General features: G+C 67.1%; 16 protein-coding genes. 7 read left to right on the top strand and 9 right to left on the bottom strand.

Annotated elements, in window-relative coordinates; translation table 11 throughout:
• The 5 genes from BHE75_RS02820 to BHE75_RS02840 all read right to left on the bottom strand — a co-directional run.
• A partial coding sequence (locus tag BHE75_RS02820) for a sulfite exporter TauE/SafE family protein (RefSeq protein WP_070932244.1) occupies window positions 1–518 on the bottom strand: 518 nt, incomplete at its 3' end.
• Window positions 515–1888 carry an ATP-grasp domain-containing protein gene (locus tag BHE75_RS02825; RefSeq protein WP_070932246.1) on the bottom strand — a complete coding sequence of 458 codons (1374 nt, stop codon included), beginning with the start codon at window positions 1886–1888 and terminating at the stop codon, window positions 515–517. The genes BHE75_RS02825 and BHE75_RS02820, both read right to left, overlap by 4 nt.
• A 234-nt stretch (window positions 1889–2122) precedes the next feature.
• Complete coding sequence (locus BHE75_RS02830; RefSeq protein ID WP_070932248.1) at window positions 2123–2614, bottom strand: SRPBCC family protein; 492 nt, start codon at window positions 2612–2614, stop codon at window positions 2123–2125.
• A 2-nt stretch (window positions 2615–2616) separates the two neighbouring features.
• The gene (locus tag BHE75_RS02835) at window positions 2617–2952 is read right to left on the bottom strand and encodes an ArsR/SmtB family transcription factor (RefSeq protein ID WP_041865395.1); all 336 of its coding nucleotides are present in this window, start codon (window positions 2950–2952) and stop codon (window positions 2617–2619) included.
• A 67-nt stretch (window positions 2953–3019) separates the two neighbouring features.
• The gene (locus tag BHE75_RS02840) at window positions 3020–3595 is read right to left on the bottom strand and encodes a hypothetical protein (protein ID WP_084652874.1); all 576 of its coding nucleotides are present in this window, start codon (window positions 3593–3595) and stop codon (window positions 3020–3022) included.
• Between the two features lie 119 nt (window positions 3596–3714).
• Between BHE75_RS02840 and BHE75_RS02845 the strand changes: the two genes are divergently transcribed.
• Window positions 3715–4407, top strand: a complete 693-nt coding sequence (locus BHE75_RS02845; protein WP_070932252.1) for a murein L,D-transpeptidase catalytic domain family protein — start codon at window positions 3715–3717, stop codon at window positions 4405–4407.
• 6 nt (window positions 4408–4413) lie between these two features.
• On the opposite strand, the gene BHE75_RS02850 is transcribed toward BHE75_RS02845, so the two are convergent.
• Together BHE75_RS02850 and BHE75_RS02855 are read right to left on the bottom strand one after the other, a co-directional pair.
• Window positions 4414–5406: a L,D-transpeptidase family protein gene (locus tag BHE75_RS02850; protein ID WP_139181617.1), complete on the bottom strand. Its 993-nt coding sequence runs from the start codon at window positions 5404–5406 to the stop codon at window positions 4414–4416.
• Between the two features lie 188 nt (window positions 5407–5594).
• A complete protein-coding gene (locus tag BHE75_RS02855; RefSeq protein WP_070932256.1) occupies window positions 5595–6062 on the bottom strand; it encodes a MucR family transcriptional regulator in 468 nt (155 codons plus the stop codon).
• 215 nt (window positions 6063–6277) lie between these two features.
• On the opposite strand from BHE75_RS02855, the gene BHE75_RS02860 reads away from it, so the two are divergent.
• A complete protein-coding gene (locus BHE75_RS02860) occupies window positions 6278–7741 on the top strand; it encodes a CYTH and CHAD domain-containing protein (RefSeq protein WP_084652876.1) in 1464 nt (487 codons plus the stop codon).
• 54 nt (window positions 7742–7795) lie between these two features.
• Here BHE75_RS02860 and BHE75_RS02865 read toward each other — a convergent pair whose 3' ends face one another.
• Entirely contained in the window at window positions 7796–8266 is a 471-nt protein-coding gene (locus tag BHE75_RS02865) for a MucR family transcriptional regulator (RefSeq protein ID WP_070932258.1), read from the bottom strand.
• Between the two features lie 471 nt (window positions 8267–8737).
• Between BHE75_RS02865 and kdsA the strand changes: the two genes are divergently transcribed.
• Entirely contained in the window at window positions 8738–9592 is an 855-nt protein-coding gene (gene kdsA, locus BHE75_RS02870) for a 3-deoxy-8-phosphooctulonate synthase (protein ID WP_070932260.1), read from the top strand.
• A 52-nt stretch (window positions 9593–9644) separates the two neighbouring features.
• Here kdsA and BHE75_RS02875 read toward each other — a convergent pair whose 3' ends face one another.
• Entirely contained in the window at window positions 9645–11060 is a 1416-nt protein-coding gene (locus BHE75_RS02875) for an aldehyde dehydrogenase family protein (protein ID WP_070932262.1), read from the bottom strand.
• A gap of 103 nt (window positions 11061–11163) precedes the next feature.
• Between BHE75_RS02875 and BHE75_RS02880 the strand changes: the two genes are divergently transcribed.
• The 4 genes from BHE75_RS02880 to BHE75_RS02895 all read left to right on the top strand — a co-directional run bounded on the left by BHE75_RS02880 (window position 11164) and on the right by BHE75_RS02895 (window position 14465).
• A complete protein-coding gene (locus tag BHE75_RS02880) occupies window positions 11164–12099 on the top strand; it encodes a LysR family transcriptional regulator (RefSeq protein ID WP_070932264.1) in 936 nt (311 codons plus the stop codon).
• A gap of 197 nt (window positions 12100–12296) precedes the next feature.
• Window positions 12297–12818 carry an RNA polymerase sigma factor gene (locus tag BHE75_RS02885; protein ID WP_015459251.1) on the top strand — a complete coding sequence of 174 codons (522 nt, stop codon included), beginning with the start codon at window positions 12297–12299 and terminating at the stop codon, window positions 12816–12818.
• Complete coding sequence (locus tag BHE75_RS02890; protein WP_191225128.1) at window positions 12818–13852, top strand: FecR family protein; 1035 nt, start codon at window positions 12818–12820, stop codon at window positions 13850–13852. Before BHE75_RS02885 ends, BHE75_RS02890 begins: the two co-directional genes overlap by 1 nt.
• A 130-nt stretch (window positions 13853–13982) precedes the next feature.
• The gene (locus tag BHE75_RS02895; RefSeq protein ID WP_084652878.1) at window positions 13983–14465 is read left to right on the top strand and encodes a DUF2147 domain-containing protein; all 483 of its coding nucleotides are present in this window, start codon (window positions 13983–13985) and stop codon (window positions 14463–14465) included.
• Window positions 14466–14490: the final 25 nt, after the last annotated feature.

Here is a 14490-nt window from a genome sequence, read left to right on the forward strand (position 1 = left end):
ATGCGCGGCGTCATGCCCTGGGCAAGGAGGTTGCCCGTCACGATCGGCCCCCAGCCCCCGCCTGAAGCGTCGAGAAACCCCCCGATGAAGCCGAGCGGGCCCACCAGCCGCATCCGCCTGTAGGCCTGCGGCCGCCGCGGCGCCCGCCAGATGAGATAGGCGCCGATCGCGGCCAGATAGACCAGCACGACCGGCCTTGCGATGTCGGTGTGGACGAAGGTGAGCACCCAGACGCCGATCAGGCCGCCGACGATGCCGGGCAGCACAAGCCGCGCAAAGAGCGGCCAATCGACATTGCGCTGGAGCGCGTGGGCCGCGCCGGACGTGCCGCTTGCCAGCCCCTCGACCGTATGGGTGGCCGCGGAGGCCGCCATGGGCGGAAGGCCGAGCAACAGCAGCAGCGAATTCGAGATCACGCCAAAGGCCATGCCCAGCGCGCTGTCCACCAGTTGCGCGAAAAACCCGATCAGGATGAACGGGGCGAGATCGGCCCAGGGGATCGATGCCAGATCGATCATGGAGCGTCGGTTTTCAGGAGCGAGGAAACCGACTTGCCCACGCGACCGGCGGGCGCGGTGAGCAGGAACAGCAGCGGAAAGGCCAACGCCAGCACGGAGAGGAAGCCGCTCAGCATCGCCTCCGCGCCGGCGAGCCAGGGCAGGATCGCGGCCCAGATCGCCACGCCGAGCACCACCAGCAAGGTGCGCTCCTGCTCCGCATCGTCGAGGCTGGACAGATTGGTTCGGACCCGGCCTTCGAACAAGGTCTGCAGGCCGAGGCTGATGCGGCCCTTCCTGTCTATCAGCGGCCCGGGCAGGAGGGCGTGCACGATCGATCCGAGGCCGGCGGCGATCATGCGCAGGCCGACCGCGCGGGCGAAGCCCCGATAGCTGGTGTTGCGGTCGCTGATCGCCCGCAGCCCCGATCGCCCGCCGAAAACCAGCTCGGCCAGCGCCGTGCTTTCGGCCGGGACGGGCGCCTGCCGGGGCGCATCCTGGGTCGCCACGATCCATTCGAGGATGGCGGTGGGCACGTCGAACCCGCTGGCGCGCTCCAGGCCCTGGAAGCCCGGCGCGGAATTGGCCTCGCAGATCCGATAGCCGTCCTCGTCGAACAGGATATCGATGCCGGTGACGTCCAGCTCCAGCGCGTCGGCCGCCTGCACGGCAAGCTCGGCCATTTCGGGCGGCGGATTATAGGCGACGCCGACGCCGCCCAGCGAGACGTTGGACTTGAAGCCGCCGGTCAGCGATCGCCGCTCCATGGCGGCGACGACGCGCCCGCCGACCACCAGGATGCGCACGTCGCGGCCATGGCTGGCCCGCACATAATGCTGGAGGATGAAGTCCGCCTGCGCCTCCGCGCTTTCCAGCAGGCCGGCCAAATCCTCGAACTGGCTGCGATTCTCGCATTTGAGCACGCCGGCGCCCCGGGTGCCCTTCAGCGTCTTGACGATCAGGGGAAAGCCCAGCTCGCGTTCGACCAAAGCGGCATCCATCGGAAACTTGCCCAGGATCGTCCTGGGAATCGGCAGGCCCGCCCTGATCAGCTGCTGGAGCGTGTGGAGCTTGTCGGAAACCAGCTCGATGGTGGTCGGGCCGTTGATCAGCCGCACGCCGCGCCGTTCGAAGTGCCGCAGCAGCGCCAGCGTGAAATAATCGGTTTCGGCGCCCGTGCGACAGATGATGAAGTCGGGCCGCTCCATCATCCGGTCCTGATATTTGACGGACCAGCCGTCGTCGGCGCCGACGATGAGGTCGAAGCTGTGCGGATTGAGCACGTCGAGATCGATTCCCATCGCGGCGGCGGCTTCCTGGAAGCGGAATATCTCGGGCACTTCCGGAAGCGCCGGATCAAGCTCGCGATGAAACAGAATCCAGCCTCGCAAGACCCTATGCTCCTTTTCCCGCGCGGCGCCCGATCCCGGCCCGCAGGCTATCGTGCGGGAAAAGGGCCGGAGGCATCGACGCCCGACAGGTGAGGCGGGCGTCGCGCTTCGTTCAGGCCGAATCGTCCATGGGCCGGACTCTACCCGAACTTCGGGAAAATCCACGGCCCCAAACAGCGGGAATCACGCGGATCCGTAAGGATCGGCGGATCGTCCGCCCGCCACCGGACCGCCTTATCCCCGCCAGCCGTAGCGCTGGTCCAGCTTCGAAAGCTGGCTGGCGAAGCCTTCCTGCTGCATCCTGGTGAATTCGGGATCGTGCATGGCCGACAGCGTCACCACCATCCGCACCTGGCCGTCCGCGACGGGGAAGAATTGCACGACGATCTCGTTTTCATAGGGCTCCACGCCCGGCAGGAAATCGATGATGTGGGTGAGGACGAGGCGCTCGTGCGGCTTGAACTCGGTGAAGGTGCCGCGCGTCTCGTGCGACGGGGATTCGCCCATTTCCCGCATCGCCGCGACCATCTCGGGCGTATCCGCGACCATGTCGTAATGCAGCGCGCCGCCCGGCCGCCCATCGAGCATGTGGACGTCGGCGCGGAAACCCTGCGGTCCCCACCAGGAAGCGAAGCCCTCCTTCGTCGTCCACAGAGCCCACAATTCCTCGATCGGCGCCTTGTAGGTGCGTTCGACGACGATGCTCGCCTTCATCCTCTCGCGCATTCTCAGCGTTCCTCCAGCGTTTCGCGGCGGCCTTGCCCGGCTTCCAGCGCGGCGCCGAAACGGTCGAGCCGCGCCTCCCACAGCCCGCGATACCGGGCGAGCCAGTCCTCCAGTTCGCGGAACGGCGCCTGCTTCAGCGAATAGAGCCGCCGCTGCCCGTCCGGCCGCATCGCCACGAACCCGGCTTCGTGGAGGATGCGCAGATGCCGGGACACGCCCGACTGGTGGATACCCACTTCCTCGACGAGGTCGTTGACCTGCCGCTCGCCCCGGCTCAGCGCATCGATGACGCGCCGGCGCGTCGGATCGGCTAAGGCCTGGAACGTGTCTAGTTGCATGAGCATGTATATGCATGATGATGCATATACCGTCAATCCGGGTGCGGCCGCTTATGCCGGACCGCGCTTATTGCCCCAGGCCGGCGCGGCTTTCGAAGATGCGGGCATGTGCCACGTCGTCGCCCTCGGTGCGGACGACGGCAAGGCGCTTGGGATTCTTGTGCCGGAAGCCTTTCTCGCCGCTTGCCGGCGGCGGATCGGCGATCAGGATCAGCGCGTCGAAGGCGCTGCGGGCGCCGCGCAATTCCTTCAGGATGGCGAGCAGCTCGCGCGGGGTGGTGCTGCCGCCGCCGTCGCTGTCGGGCGTCTGGGTTTCGATCAGGCGATGAAGCGCCTCGACGATGGCCAGCGTCGGGGGTGCATCCAGCGCGGGCGGCTCGATCGGGATGGCGCGCGCGTTGGCCAGCGCCAGATAGGGATCGATCGCGCCGGGGCCGAACTGCCGTTCGATGTTTATCAGGATCGCGGCATCGAGATTCGTCGCGCCCGTCCGCGCGTTGCGGATCGTGCTGGCCGAACAGGCCAGCCGCGTCGCGAGCTGCCCGTCGTTCAGCCCATGATCCTTCTGCACCCGCCGGATGATCTGGGCGACGGCATCGCGATAAGCGGCGCTGGACATGCGTGAGACGGACGGATGTTTCACAGGGGCGCTCCCATGGGCCATGGATCTCCGGCTATGGCTGCCCGGCCGCAGGACAATGCGATTCACGGCCAATTCCGATCAAGACTTTGCTTGCCGACCGAAGGTATCCGACGCACCCTATGAATTATAGTCGCAGAAACATCCTGCTGGCAGGCGGTGCCATCGCCGGCTCGACTCTCCTCGGCCCCCTGGCGGACAAGCTATCCGCGGAACCCAACGCCCCGGCCCCGGTGCCGGCCCGGCCGATCGCGCGGGACGACGCGCCCGCCGCGCCGTCCACCCCGTCCGCAAGGGCGCCCGATGGCATCCGGCCGGCCTTGTTCGCCGCCGCGCTGGCCGCGCTGGAGCGGCATGGCCCGGCGGTGAAGCGGGACCGGATGGCGATCGTCGATTTCGCCGCTGCCTCGTCGCAGCCGCGCTTCCACCTCGTCGATCTCGCCGGTGGGCGGAACCTGCCGCTGCTGGTTTCGCACGGTTCCGGTTCCGATCCCGATCATTGCGGCTGGGTGGAGCGCTTCTCCAACCAGCCGGGGTCCAACGCCTCGTGCGAGGGCGCCTTCCTGACCGGCGATTATTATGTCGGCAAGCATGGCCGCTCCCAGCGGCTGACCGGGCTCGATCCCACCAACAGCAATGCGCTGGCCCGCGCCATCGTAGTGCATGGCGCCTGGTATGCCGAGCCGGACATGATCCGCGGCCACGGCAAGCTGGGGCGGAGCCAGGGCTGCTTCGCGGTCGGCGACAGCCGGATCCAGCAGCTGTTCGACCATCTCGGCGAAGGCCGGATGATCTACGCGGCCAAGCTCGCCTGATACCGGTCAGGGCCGGGGCACGACGGCGTCCATGATCGTCAGCCGCTCGAGCGGTTTGGCGCCCACTGCGGAGTTGGTGACGAGGATCGTCGATCCCGGCTTCAGCTGCGCCTTCACCGCCTCGTAGAAGGGGCGCGGCATGTGAACGCGGTTGATCGTCGCCTCGTCCAGCACATGGCCGGCATCCTCGTCATGGCCGGGCAGGCCGACATAGACCCATTGCGGCCGGCCGGCCTGCTCGATCAGGGTGATGACGTGGGAACCGGGATCGCTGTCGTCGATCCGGGCGACGCTGCGGCCGATCTCGGTGCCGTTGCGGATCACCACGACGCGCTGGTCGCTCTTGGAGATGATGATGGAAAGCGGGCCGGCGCCGGCCAGCTCCGGGGTCCAGCGATATTCCTCGCCCTCGGCCAGCGCCTGGTGCTCGACCGGCTGGCCCTTGTCGTTGAAGGGGGCCAGCAGGCTGTTCTCGCTGGTGCGGACATGGTTTTGCGCATCGCCCTGCACCACCACGGTGACGCCGAGGTCGGTGAGCGCGAACAGCTCGCGCGCGAAGCCATAGGGCAGGTGCACGCAGCCATGGCTTTCGGGATAGCCCGGCAGTCCGCCGGCATGCAGCGCCACGCCGTCCCATGTCAGCCGCTGCTGGTAGGGCATCGGCGCATTATTATATTTGCTGGACCGGTGCTTGGCATCCTTCTGCAGGATCGTGAACACGCCGGTCGGCGTCGCGTGGCCGGCCTTGCCGGTGGAAACCGTGGTCGCGGCGATGCGGACGCCGTTGCGATAGACCATGGCGATCTGCCGGGAGAGATCGACATAGATCAGCACCGGGCCGTTCGGCGCCACCTGCGGCGCCCACACCCATTGTCCGGGCTTCAGCTGATCGATCCGGCGGGCGAATTCGGGCGGCGAGCTGGCCTGCGCGCCCTGTGCGTGGGCGATGCCCGGAAAAGCGACGGCCACCGCCGCGAACAAAGCCAGCCTCAAACGCATCCCCATTCCCTTTGCCGTCCGTCCGATGCCATCAGGCATATCGCGCGCCACCGCTTTTCCCAATCCGGGAATTGCACGATGCGAACCTGTGGACATGCACCAAGGCAGGCGGCGGGTGAGGCCGCTTGCGGACGGGGATGATAAGGTGATCGGGCGCGGATCAGCCCACGTGGATCAATCCGCGCGGATCAGGGGGCCTGCTTGCGCGGGCGCTTGGCGGCGGCCGGCCGGGGGGCGGGGCGTTCGCCCTTCTTGCGGCCGAGGCCCAGTTCCTTGGCGACGGCGCGGCGGCGTTCGCTATAGGCCGGCGCCACCATGGGATAGCTGGCCGGCAATCCGAAGGCCTCGCGATAGCTTTCGGGCGTATAGCCGTGGCGGGTGATGTGCCGCTTCAGGCTCTTGTAGGATTTTCCGTCGATCATGCTGACGATATATTCGGGATCGGACAGCGATTTGCGTATTCCCACCGCCGGCGCGGGCTTGCCCGCGCCGCTCGCGGAGGTTTGCGCGCCGCCGCCGGCCGCCTTGGCAAGGGCATCGTGGACGGAGCGGATCAGGATCGGCACGTCGTTCGCGGCAACATTGTTGTTCGCCAGATGCGCCGAGACGATATCGGCGGTGAGTTCGATGAGCGCTGTGTTCCGGTCGTCCATCATTCACACTCCGGTGTAGATGCTGCCGAGATTCGATCGCATTGATCGATATCCAAGGAATTCTACACTGTGAATCTCTTGTAGACTATGATTTTTCGTCGTCTTGATCGATATATTGCTCGATTTGTCGGTATGGAATGATGATGTTCCGTTCGTGTTCCATGCCCGGATGATCGATTGCCGATCGGTTCGCCGGCGTGTCGCGGACGGAACCATGGATGGAGCATCGCCTCATGGCCGGCCAGGAAGAGGTGGAGCTGAAGCTGGATGTCGATGCGGCGGCGATGGCGTCGTTCCTCGCCTTGCCCATGCTCCGGGACCCGGCCTCGCGCGAGCAGCATCTCCATGCGATCTATTATGATACGCCGGACCGCGATCTCGGCGCGGCCGGCGCGTCGCTGCGCATCCGCCATGGCGAGGGCGTCCCCCTCCAGACGCTGAAGCTGCCGGGCGGGTCGGCCGCGGGCCTGTTCGCCCGTGGCGAATGGTCGTGGCCGCTGGCCGGGGGCGAGGAGGCCGCGCTGGATGAGCCACCCGTCCGCGCGCTGCTGCCGGGCCTGAATGCGGGGCTCGCGCCTTTGTTCGAAATCCGGGTCGTCCGGCGGCTCCATGACGTCATCCATGGCGATGCACGGATCGAGGCGTCGCTGGATAGCGGCGAGATTTCGGTGGCGGGCGCGAGCCGCGCATTCGATGAGGTGGAACTGGAGCTGAAATCGGGATCGCCCGCCGCGCTGTTCGATCTCGCGCGGCTGCTGGACGGCATCGCCCCGGTCCGCGTCGGCGTGTCCAGCAAGGCCGAGCGCGGCTATCGCCTGATCGCGGGTCGGGATGCCGGACCGGCCAAGGCGGAGCCGCTGGCGCTTGCCGACGACGCGACCGCCGCGCAGGCGTTCGGCGCGGCGGCCGGCGCATGCCTGCGGCAGTTCCGCCTCAACGAACCGCTGGTGATGGCGGACTGGCATGCCGGGGCGCTGCATCAGGCGCGGGTCGCGCTCCGCCGGCTGCGTTCCACCATCGCCCTGTTCCGGCCTATGCTGGCGGATCATCTGCCCGCGCATCTCGACGGGGAATTGAGGTGGCTGGCCGGCGCCATGGCCCGCGCCCGCGCGATCGACGTGCTGATCGCGCGCCATGGCGACGACATGCTCCGCCGATCCGTGCTGGAGCAGCGCGAGGCGGCCTATGTCGCGGCGATCGGCGCATTGGCCGGCGCGCGAAGCCGCGCGCTGCTGCTGGACCTCGCCGAATGGATTTCGATCGGGGCCTGGCGCCGTCCGCTTTCGGATGCGCCCTCCGATCTGATGGACGCCCGCGCCGTCATCCGCCACGGCCTTCGCCGCTTCCGGCGGCGGATCAAGCGGGCCGGCCCGCTGGACGCGCTCGACGATGCCGGCCGGCACAAGGTGCGGATCGCCGTGAAGAAGTTGCGCTATGCGAGCGACATGTTCGCGCCGCTGTTCGAAGGCCCGCATAAGGCCCGGCGCGATTTTCTGCGCGCGCTGGCCACGCTGTCGGATCGGCTGGGCGTGCTCAACGATATCGTCACCGAACCGGGGCTGATCGCCGATCTCGGCCTGCCGCGCCCCGCCGGGACGGGCGAGCCCGCGCTGCGATCGGCCATCGGCGATGCCGAGGATGCCCGCCTGGCGTTGCTCGCCATCCGCCCCTTCTGGCGATAGCGGGGACGGAACGGGCGGCCGGTCCCTGCCTGCCGCCCGCCCGCCTCGATACCGTCAGGCGCCGGCCTTGGCCGCCCTGCGCGTCCGCTTGGCCGGGGCCTCCGCCGGCTCGGCCTTCTTGCGGCCCAGCCCGAACTGCTTGGCGACGGCGCGGCGATGCTCGCTATAGGCCGGCGCCACCAGCGGATAGTTGGCGGGGAGGCCGAAGGTTTCGCGATAGCTTTCCGGCGTATAGCCATGACGACCGATGTGGCGCTTCAGGCTCTTATACGGCTTGCCGTCGATCATGCTGAGGATAAAATCAGGATTTGCCGTGGATTTGCGGACGCCGACCGCTCCAACCGGCTTGTCTCCAGAAGATTCTTCGGTGGCCGATGCGTCCGGCGATGCCAATTTGGCAAGAGCATCGTGCACCGACTGGATCAGTTGCGGCACGTCGCCGTTGCTCACGACATTATTGGATACATGCGCCGAAACGATATCGGCCGTAATTTCGATAAGGGTCCTCTGCAGGTCCGTAGTCATTCTATGCTCCCGGGGCCGATGATTGTTTGCTTTGGAAAAATTCGTCGGCTGCGGTTCCCCTACACCATGAATCCACATGATTCCATGTTCATCGGCATGAATTTTTATTAAGGAGGCAAGCTAAAGCGGGTCGTTGCAGTCCAGCCACATGTCGACCGCGCTTGTTTCCGTCCTGTTTGCAAGAAATTGCGTATCTTGCCGGAGGAGTTCGCGCCTTGCGTGCATCGGGACTGCCTATGCTTTCGTTTTGTTACGTTCCTGCGATGCCCATTCCCCGAATACGCATGCGCAACACTTTGCCGATACGCATGCGCGATCGAGATCATGATTGAGGATGGCCGGCCGCATCATCACTGATGACGGCGCAGCAACGATGTTCCGCCGGGGGCGGGACGGGGCCGGACCGGACGGCGATGTCTGGCGGGCTCTGGCCAAGCGCGGGCGAATCCTTATGGTCGCGGCCACCTGTTCATGGAGCGTTCGTTGAAAAGCCTGTCCGTCGGAACCGTCGAGATCGCCAATGACAAGCCGTTCGTGCTGGTCGCCGGCCCCTGCGCCATGGAAAGCCGCGATCATGCGCTGGAGATGGCCGATGCGTTGAGCACGCTGTGCGCCCGGCTCGGCATCGGCTTCATCTACAAATCCTCGTTCGACAAGGGCAACCGCACCTCGATCGCCGCCCCGCGCGGCATCGGCCTGGAAAAGGCGCTGGCGATCTTCGCCGAGGTTCGCGAGCGCTTCGGCTGTCCCGTGCTCACCGACGTCCACGAGCCCGCGCAATGCGCCCCGGTGGCGGAGGTGGTGGACGTGCTCCAGATCCCGGCCTTCCTCTGCCGCCAGACCGACCTTCTCGTCGCGGCCGCCCGCACCGGCCGGGTGGTGAATGTGAAGAAGGGCCAGTTCCTGGCGCCCTGGGATATGAAGAATGTCGCCGCGAAGATCGCGGCCGCCGGCAACGACCGGATCATCCTGTGCGAACGCGGCGCGAGCTTCGGCTACAATACCCTGGTCAGCGACATGCGCGCGCTGCCGATCATGGCGGCAACCGGCTATCCGGTGATGTTCGATGCCACCCATTCGGTGCAGCAGCCGGGCGGGCAGGGGGATCGATCGGGCGGCCAGCGCGAATATGTGCCGACGCTGGCGCGCGCGGCAGTGGCGATCGGCGTCGCCGCCGTCTTCATCGAAACCCACCAGGACCCGGACAGCGCCCCCAGCGACGGACCCAATATGGTGCCGCTGGGCGAAATGCCGGCGCTGCTCGAAACGCTCCGCGCGTTCGACAGGCTGGCCAAGGGCGGCCTGGGGGAAAGCGCGCGGGCATAGTCCCCCGCGAGGTGGGTGCGCCGCCTGTCGCGCCCGCCCGCCGCGATGGACGTCAGCCCATCACCGCCTTGGGTTCCAGATAGGCCTCCAGCCCGAACACGCCGTTCTCGCGGCCGATCCCCGAATGCTTGAACCCGCCGAAGGGGGCGAGCGGCTCCATCGGCGCGCCGTTGATGATCACCCGGCCCGCNACCAGCCGGCCCGCCACCTTGCGCGCGCGGGCGGGATCGGCCGACGCGACATAGGCGTGCAGGCCGTAGCTGGTGTCGTTGGCGATGGCGATCGCCTCCTCCTCGCTCCCATAGGCGATGATCGACAGGACCGGGCCGAATATCTCGTCGCGGGCGATGGCCATGTCGTTGCGAACGGCGGTGAAGATCGTCGGGCGGACGAACCAGCCGCCCGTCTCCCCCTCGGGGCGCCCTTCGCCACCCGCCAGCAGCGTCGCCCCTTCCTCGATCCCGCGCCGGATATAGGATTGCACGCGCTGCCATTGCTTCTCGCTCACCATCGGGCCGATGGCGGTCGCGGGATCGCGCGGATCGCCGGATTTGATCGTCGCCACGCCCGCCGCGATCGCCGCCTCGAATTCCGCCAGCCGCGCCTCGGGCACCAGGATGCGCGTGCCGGCGATGCATGCCTGTCCGCTGTTCATGTAACCCGCCTGCAAAGCGAACGGCACGGCCTCGGCGAAATCGGCATCGTCCAGGATCAGCATCGGCGATTTGCCGCCCAGTTCCAGCGTCACCCGCTTGAAGGTGTCGGAAGCCGCCTTCAGGATCGCGCGGCCGGTGGCGGTCGATCCGGTGAAGCTCACCTTGGCGATATCGGGATGGGTGCTGAATTCCGCGCCCACCGTGTCGCCGCGCCCGTTGACGATGTTGAAGGCCCCGGCGGGCAGGCCGGCTTCGCGCAGCGCCTCCAGCACGATCCGCGTCTGCATGGCGCTCATCTCGCTCGGCTTGATGACGCAGGTGGAACCCGACGCCACCACCATGGCGAGCTTGCTGCAGATGAAGCCGGCATTGCTGTTCCAGGGCGTGATGATGCCCACCACGCCCAGCGGCTCCATCGTCACCGTGGCCGATCCGATCCGGCGGGTGAAATCATAATCCTCCAGCGTGCGGGCGGCATCGGCCAGGACGCTGGCGGCATATTCCGCCATCCAGCGAGCGCGGCTGGCCGGGGCACCATATTCGAGGATCACGGCCTCGGTAAGCGCGTCGGCCCGCGCCGTGACCGCATCGTGCATCCGGCGCAGCATGGCGATGCGATCCGCCTTGCTCGTCTGCGAGAAGGCCGGGAACGCGCGTTTGGCGGCGGCGATCGCGGCGCGCGCGTCCGTCTCGTCGCCCAGCCGCACGCGGCCGATCATATCGCCCGTGGCCGGATTGTGGAGATCGAACAATTCGGTGCCGTGCGGCGTCACATAGGCGCCGTCGACATAGATCTGGTCGATGGTCTCCATGGGGCGGTCCTTTCGGATTGGGATTTGATGAACCGCATCTAGGGCGTAGGATTGATTGGATTAGCCGGACAAACCGGCATGCGGTGATGCGGAAATCAGGATAATGGCGCGCACGCGAAGCGGTCTTGCGGAATATGAGGCGGTCGTGGCCGTCGCGCGGCTCGGCAGCTTCCGGGCGGCGGCGGTGGAACTCGGCATGTCGACATCGGCGCTCAGCCATGCCGTGGCGGCGCTGGAGGCGCGGCTGGGCGTGCGCCTGTTCAACCGCACCACGCGCAGCGTCTCGCCCACCGATGCCGGCGATCAGTTCATCGCGCGCATCGCGCCCGCGCTGGGGGAGATCGGCCAGGCGGTCGAGGCGGTGAACAGCCATCGCGAAACCCCGACCGGCACGCTTCGGATCAACACATCGGCCGGGGCCGCGCGGATGATCCTGGCCCCCATCGTCCTCGAATATCTCCGCCGCTATCCCGAAATGAACGTGGTGATCGTCACCGAAGGCAAGCTCGTCGATATCGTCGGCCAGGGTTTCGATGCCGGCATCCGCCTTGCCGAGGCGGTTCCAAACGACATGATCGCGGTCCCGATCGGCGGCGATCAGCGGATGCTGGTGGTGGGCGCGCCTTCCTATTTCCGCGATAGCCCGCGCCCGCAGGTGCCCGATGACCTGCTGGGCCACGAATGCATCCGCGCGCGCATGGCCAGCGGCAGCATCTGGCGGTGGGAGTTCGAATGTCGCGGGCAGGCGATCGCCGTGGATGCTCCCGGCCGGCTGGTGCTGGATGAGATGACGCTGATGCTGGAAGCGGCGCTGGCGGGCGTGGGGCTGGCCTATCTCAGCCAATGGTCGGTCGCCGGCCATATCGCGGCGGGGCGGCTGGTGCCGGTGCTGGAGGATTGCAGCCCGCCTTATCCCGGTCTTTGCCTATATTATCCCGGCCGCCGCCATGTGCCGGCGGGCCTGCGCGCGCTGATCGGCCTCATCCGGGAAAGAAATGCAGCCGGCGTTTCGTTCAACGGGGAAATCCCGATTTCCTAGCTGCTTAGTCCCGGCTTTCGATGGCTTGATCGCGGGCGTCGTCCCAATCGGCAAATCTTCGGGCCGGCCGGCATAATATCCGGCCCCCGCCGATCATGTCGGAAACGTGTCGATTCCGTCGCCGGTGATTTGCAAATCGCTGTGGGATTTGAAAGGCTGCGCGTATTACTCGACGAAGAAGCGCATTTTTCGAAAGGATGCGTCCCCTGTTACCCGAGCAGGAAGCCGAGCTGACACAACATTACCGGCGCTGGCGGCCGGCGTTGATGTCCTATTTCATGAAGCGGGTGCATGATCATGCCGAGGCGGAGGACCTGACGCAGGAAACCTTCGCCCGCGTGTTCAATGCCTCCGCGGCCGAAAGCGGCTTCCATTCGGGTTACATCTTCAGGATCGCAGCCAATCTGCTGCGCGATCGCGCGCGGCGGCAGAAGGTCCGAACCGATCATCAGGACGTGCTCGACACGCTCTACGGGCAGGGGATCGAATGGCTCGATCCCGAAAAGCTGGCGACGGCGCGCAACGCGCTGTCGCGGCTCGCCGCCGGGCTGGCCGAGCTGCCCGAAAGGACAAGGACGATTTTCGTTTTGTATCGCGTAGAGAATATCGACAAGCGCATGATCGCCGAAAGCTTCTCCATCTCGCCCAGTGCGGTGGAAAAGCATGTGACGCGCGCGCTCGCCCATCTGACGCTGCAGGCCCGGAGGGAGCAGCAATGATGCCGGCGGATGAAGAGGCCGCCTTCGAGCGGGCCGAGGAAGCCGCCTTCTGGTGCGTCCGGCTGGCGGCCTCGCCGCTCGATCAGGCGTCGCAGGATGCCTTCGATGCCTGGATCGCGGCCGATCCCGCCAATGCCGCCGCCTTCGAGGAGGTCGTGGTGCTGTGGCAGGGCGTGGATTGGGTGAAGGACGCGCCGGAAATGATCGCCCATCGGGCGGAGGCGGTGGAAAGTCTGCGCCGGACCAACGAGCGCCGCTGGTCGCGCGGGCCGGCGCCGCGCCGGCCGTGGGTCGCGGCTCTTGCGGCCTGCTTCGCGATGATATTCGTGCTCGGCATCCAGATCTTCGGCCATCCCGTCCAGGTCTATGAAACCGGGATCGGCGAACGCCGCATCGCCACGCTGGAGGACGGCACCCGGCTCACCATGGACGGGGCGACCCGCGTCGAGGTACGGATGGACGCCGATCGCCGGCGCCTCACCTTGGTCAACGGCCGCGCCAAGTTCGATGTCGCGCATGATCCGCTGCGCCCGCTGAGCGTGCTGGCGCGCAACCGGCTCACCGTCGCCACCGGCACCTCGTTCAGCGTGGAGCTGCTGCCGCGCCAGATGCGGGTGGTCCTCTACGAAGGCAAGGTGGAGGTGTTGGCGCAGGCCGATCGCGGCCGCGAAACCAGCCTGCTCACCCGGACCGCCAGTGCCGATGCCGACGCCGCGCTCGTGCCCGGCAAGGAACTCGTCGCCTCGACCGAAGGCACGCAGGTGCGCGTCGCCAAGACGGATGTCGCCCGCTCGCTCGATTGGGAGAATGGGCAGCTCAGCTTTGAAGGCGAGCCGCTGGCGCTCGCGGTCGAGCGCATCAACCGCAGCGCCAAGGAAAAGCTGGTGATCGCCGATTCCGCCATCGCCAATTATCGCATCGTCGGCACCTTCAACGCCGGCGATACCGAGGCGTTTCTGGAAGGCGTGGCGGCGCTGCACCCCGTCCACATCGATCGCCAGCCCGGCATGCTGCTGCTCCGTCGCGGCGGCTGACCGCGCGGGCCGTTCCGGCCTCGATCCGCCGCCCCAATTCCGTCCGGCAAGGCGATCGGCCGAGCATTGCGCTTCGCCGCCGGCCCGCCGCGCGAACAACTGATCCAATAACAGAAGAGTGGGGAATGCCATGAACCGTCGTCCGTCGCTGCGATCCCATCCGCATATCTCCTGCCGTTCGCGCGCGCTTGTGGCGGTCGCCATCGCAGCGCTGGCGGCGCTCGGCCCGGCGGCGGCGGCGGCGGCCACGCCCGCCGCCTCGGTACTCGGCCTCTGGCGCTCGCAGGATCGCGGCGGCACCATCGAGCTTTACAATTGCGGGCCGGCGGTCTGCGGCCGCATCCTCGACGGCCCCACGCTCCGCGCCAACCCCGACCTGCGGGACGTCAAGAATGGCGACAAGGCGCTGCGCACCCGCCCGGTGAAGGGTCTGCGCATATTCGACGGCTTCACCGGCGGTCCCACCCGATATGCGGGCGGATCACTCTACGACCCCGAAAGCGGCTGGGGCACGAGCAACGGCTTCCTGACGCTGAAGGACGCCGACACGCTTGAGGTAAAGGGTTGCGTTGCTTTCTTCTGCCAGTCCGAAATCATGCTGCGGATTCGTTAGGCCGCGTGGGCCTGCCTTATGACCG

The organism is Edaphosphingomonas haloaromaticamans (assembly GCF_001853345.1).
GTDB classification, from domain to species: domain Bacteria; phylum Pseudomonadota; class Alphaproteobacteria; order Sphingomonadales; family Sphingomonadaceae; genus Sphingomonas_E; species Sphingomonas_E fennica.

Coding starts and splice junctions, on each gene's coding strand:
- BHE75_RS02830 (WP_070932248.1), bottom strand. CDS start 2,614: ATGCGCGAGAGGATGAAGGCGAGCATCGTCGTCGAACGCACCTACAAG.
- BHE75_RS02835 (WP_041865395.1), bottom strand. CDS start 2,952: ATGCAACTAGACACGTTCCAGGCCTTAGCCGATCCGACGCGCCGGCGC.
- BHE75_RS02845 (WP_070932252.1), top strand. CDS start 3,715: ATGAATTATAGTCGCAGAAACATCCTGCTGGCAGGCGGTGCCATCGCC.
- BHE75_RS02850 (WP_139181617.1), bottom strand. CDS start 5,406: ATGCGTTTGAGGCTGGCTTTGTTCGCGGCGGTGGCCGTCGCTTTTCCG.
- BHE75_RS02855 (WP_070932256.1), bottom strand. CDS start 6,062: ATGATGGACGACCGGAACACAGCGCTCATCGAACTCACCGCCGATATC.
- BHE75_RS02860 (WP_084652876.1), top strand. CDS start 6,278: ATGGAGCATCGCCTCATGGCCGGCCAGGAAGAGGTGGAGCTGAAGCTG.
- BHE75_RS02865 (WP_070932258.1), bottom strand. CDS start 8,266: ATGACTACGGACCTGCAGAGGACCCTTATCGAAATTACGGCCGATATC.
- kdsA (WP_070932260.1), top strand. CDS start 8,738: ATGGAGCGTTCGTTGAAAAGCCTGTCCGTCGGAACCGTCGAGATCGCC.
- BHE75_RS02880 (WP_070932264.1), top strand. CDS start 11,164: ATGGCGCGCACGCGAAGCGGTCTTGCGGAATATGAGGCGGTCGTGGCC.
- BHE75_RS02885 (WP_015459251.1), top strand. CDS start 12,297: ATGCGTCCCCTGTTACCCGAGCAGGAAGCCGAGCTGACACAACATTAC.
- BHE75_RS02890 (WP_191225128.1), top strand. CDS start 12,818: ATGCCGGCGGATGAAGAGGCCGCCTTCGAGCGGGCCGAGGAAGCCGCC.
- BHE75_RS02895 (WP_084652878.1), top strand. CDS start 13,983: ATGAACCGTCGTCCGTCGCTGCGATCCCATCCGCATATCTCCTGCCGT.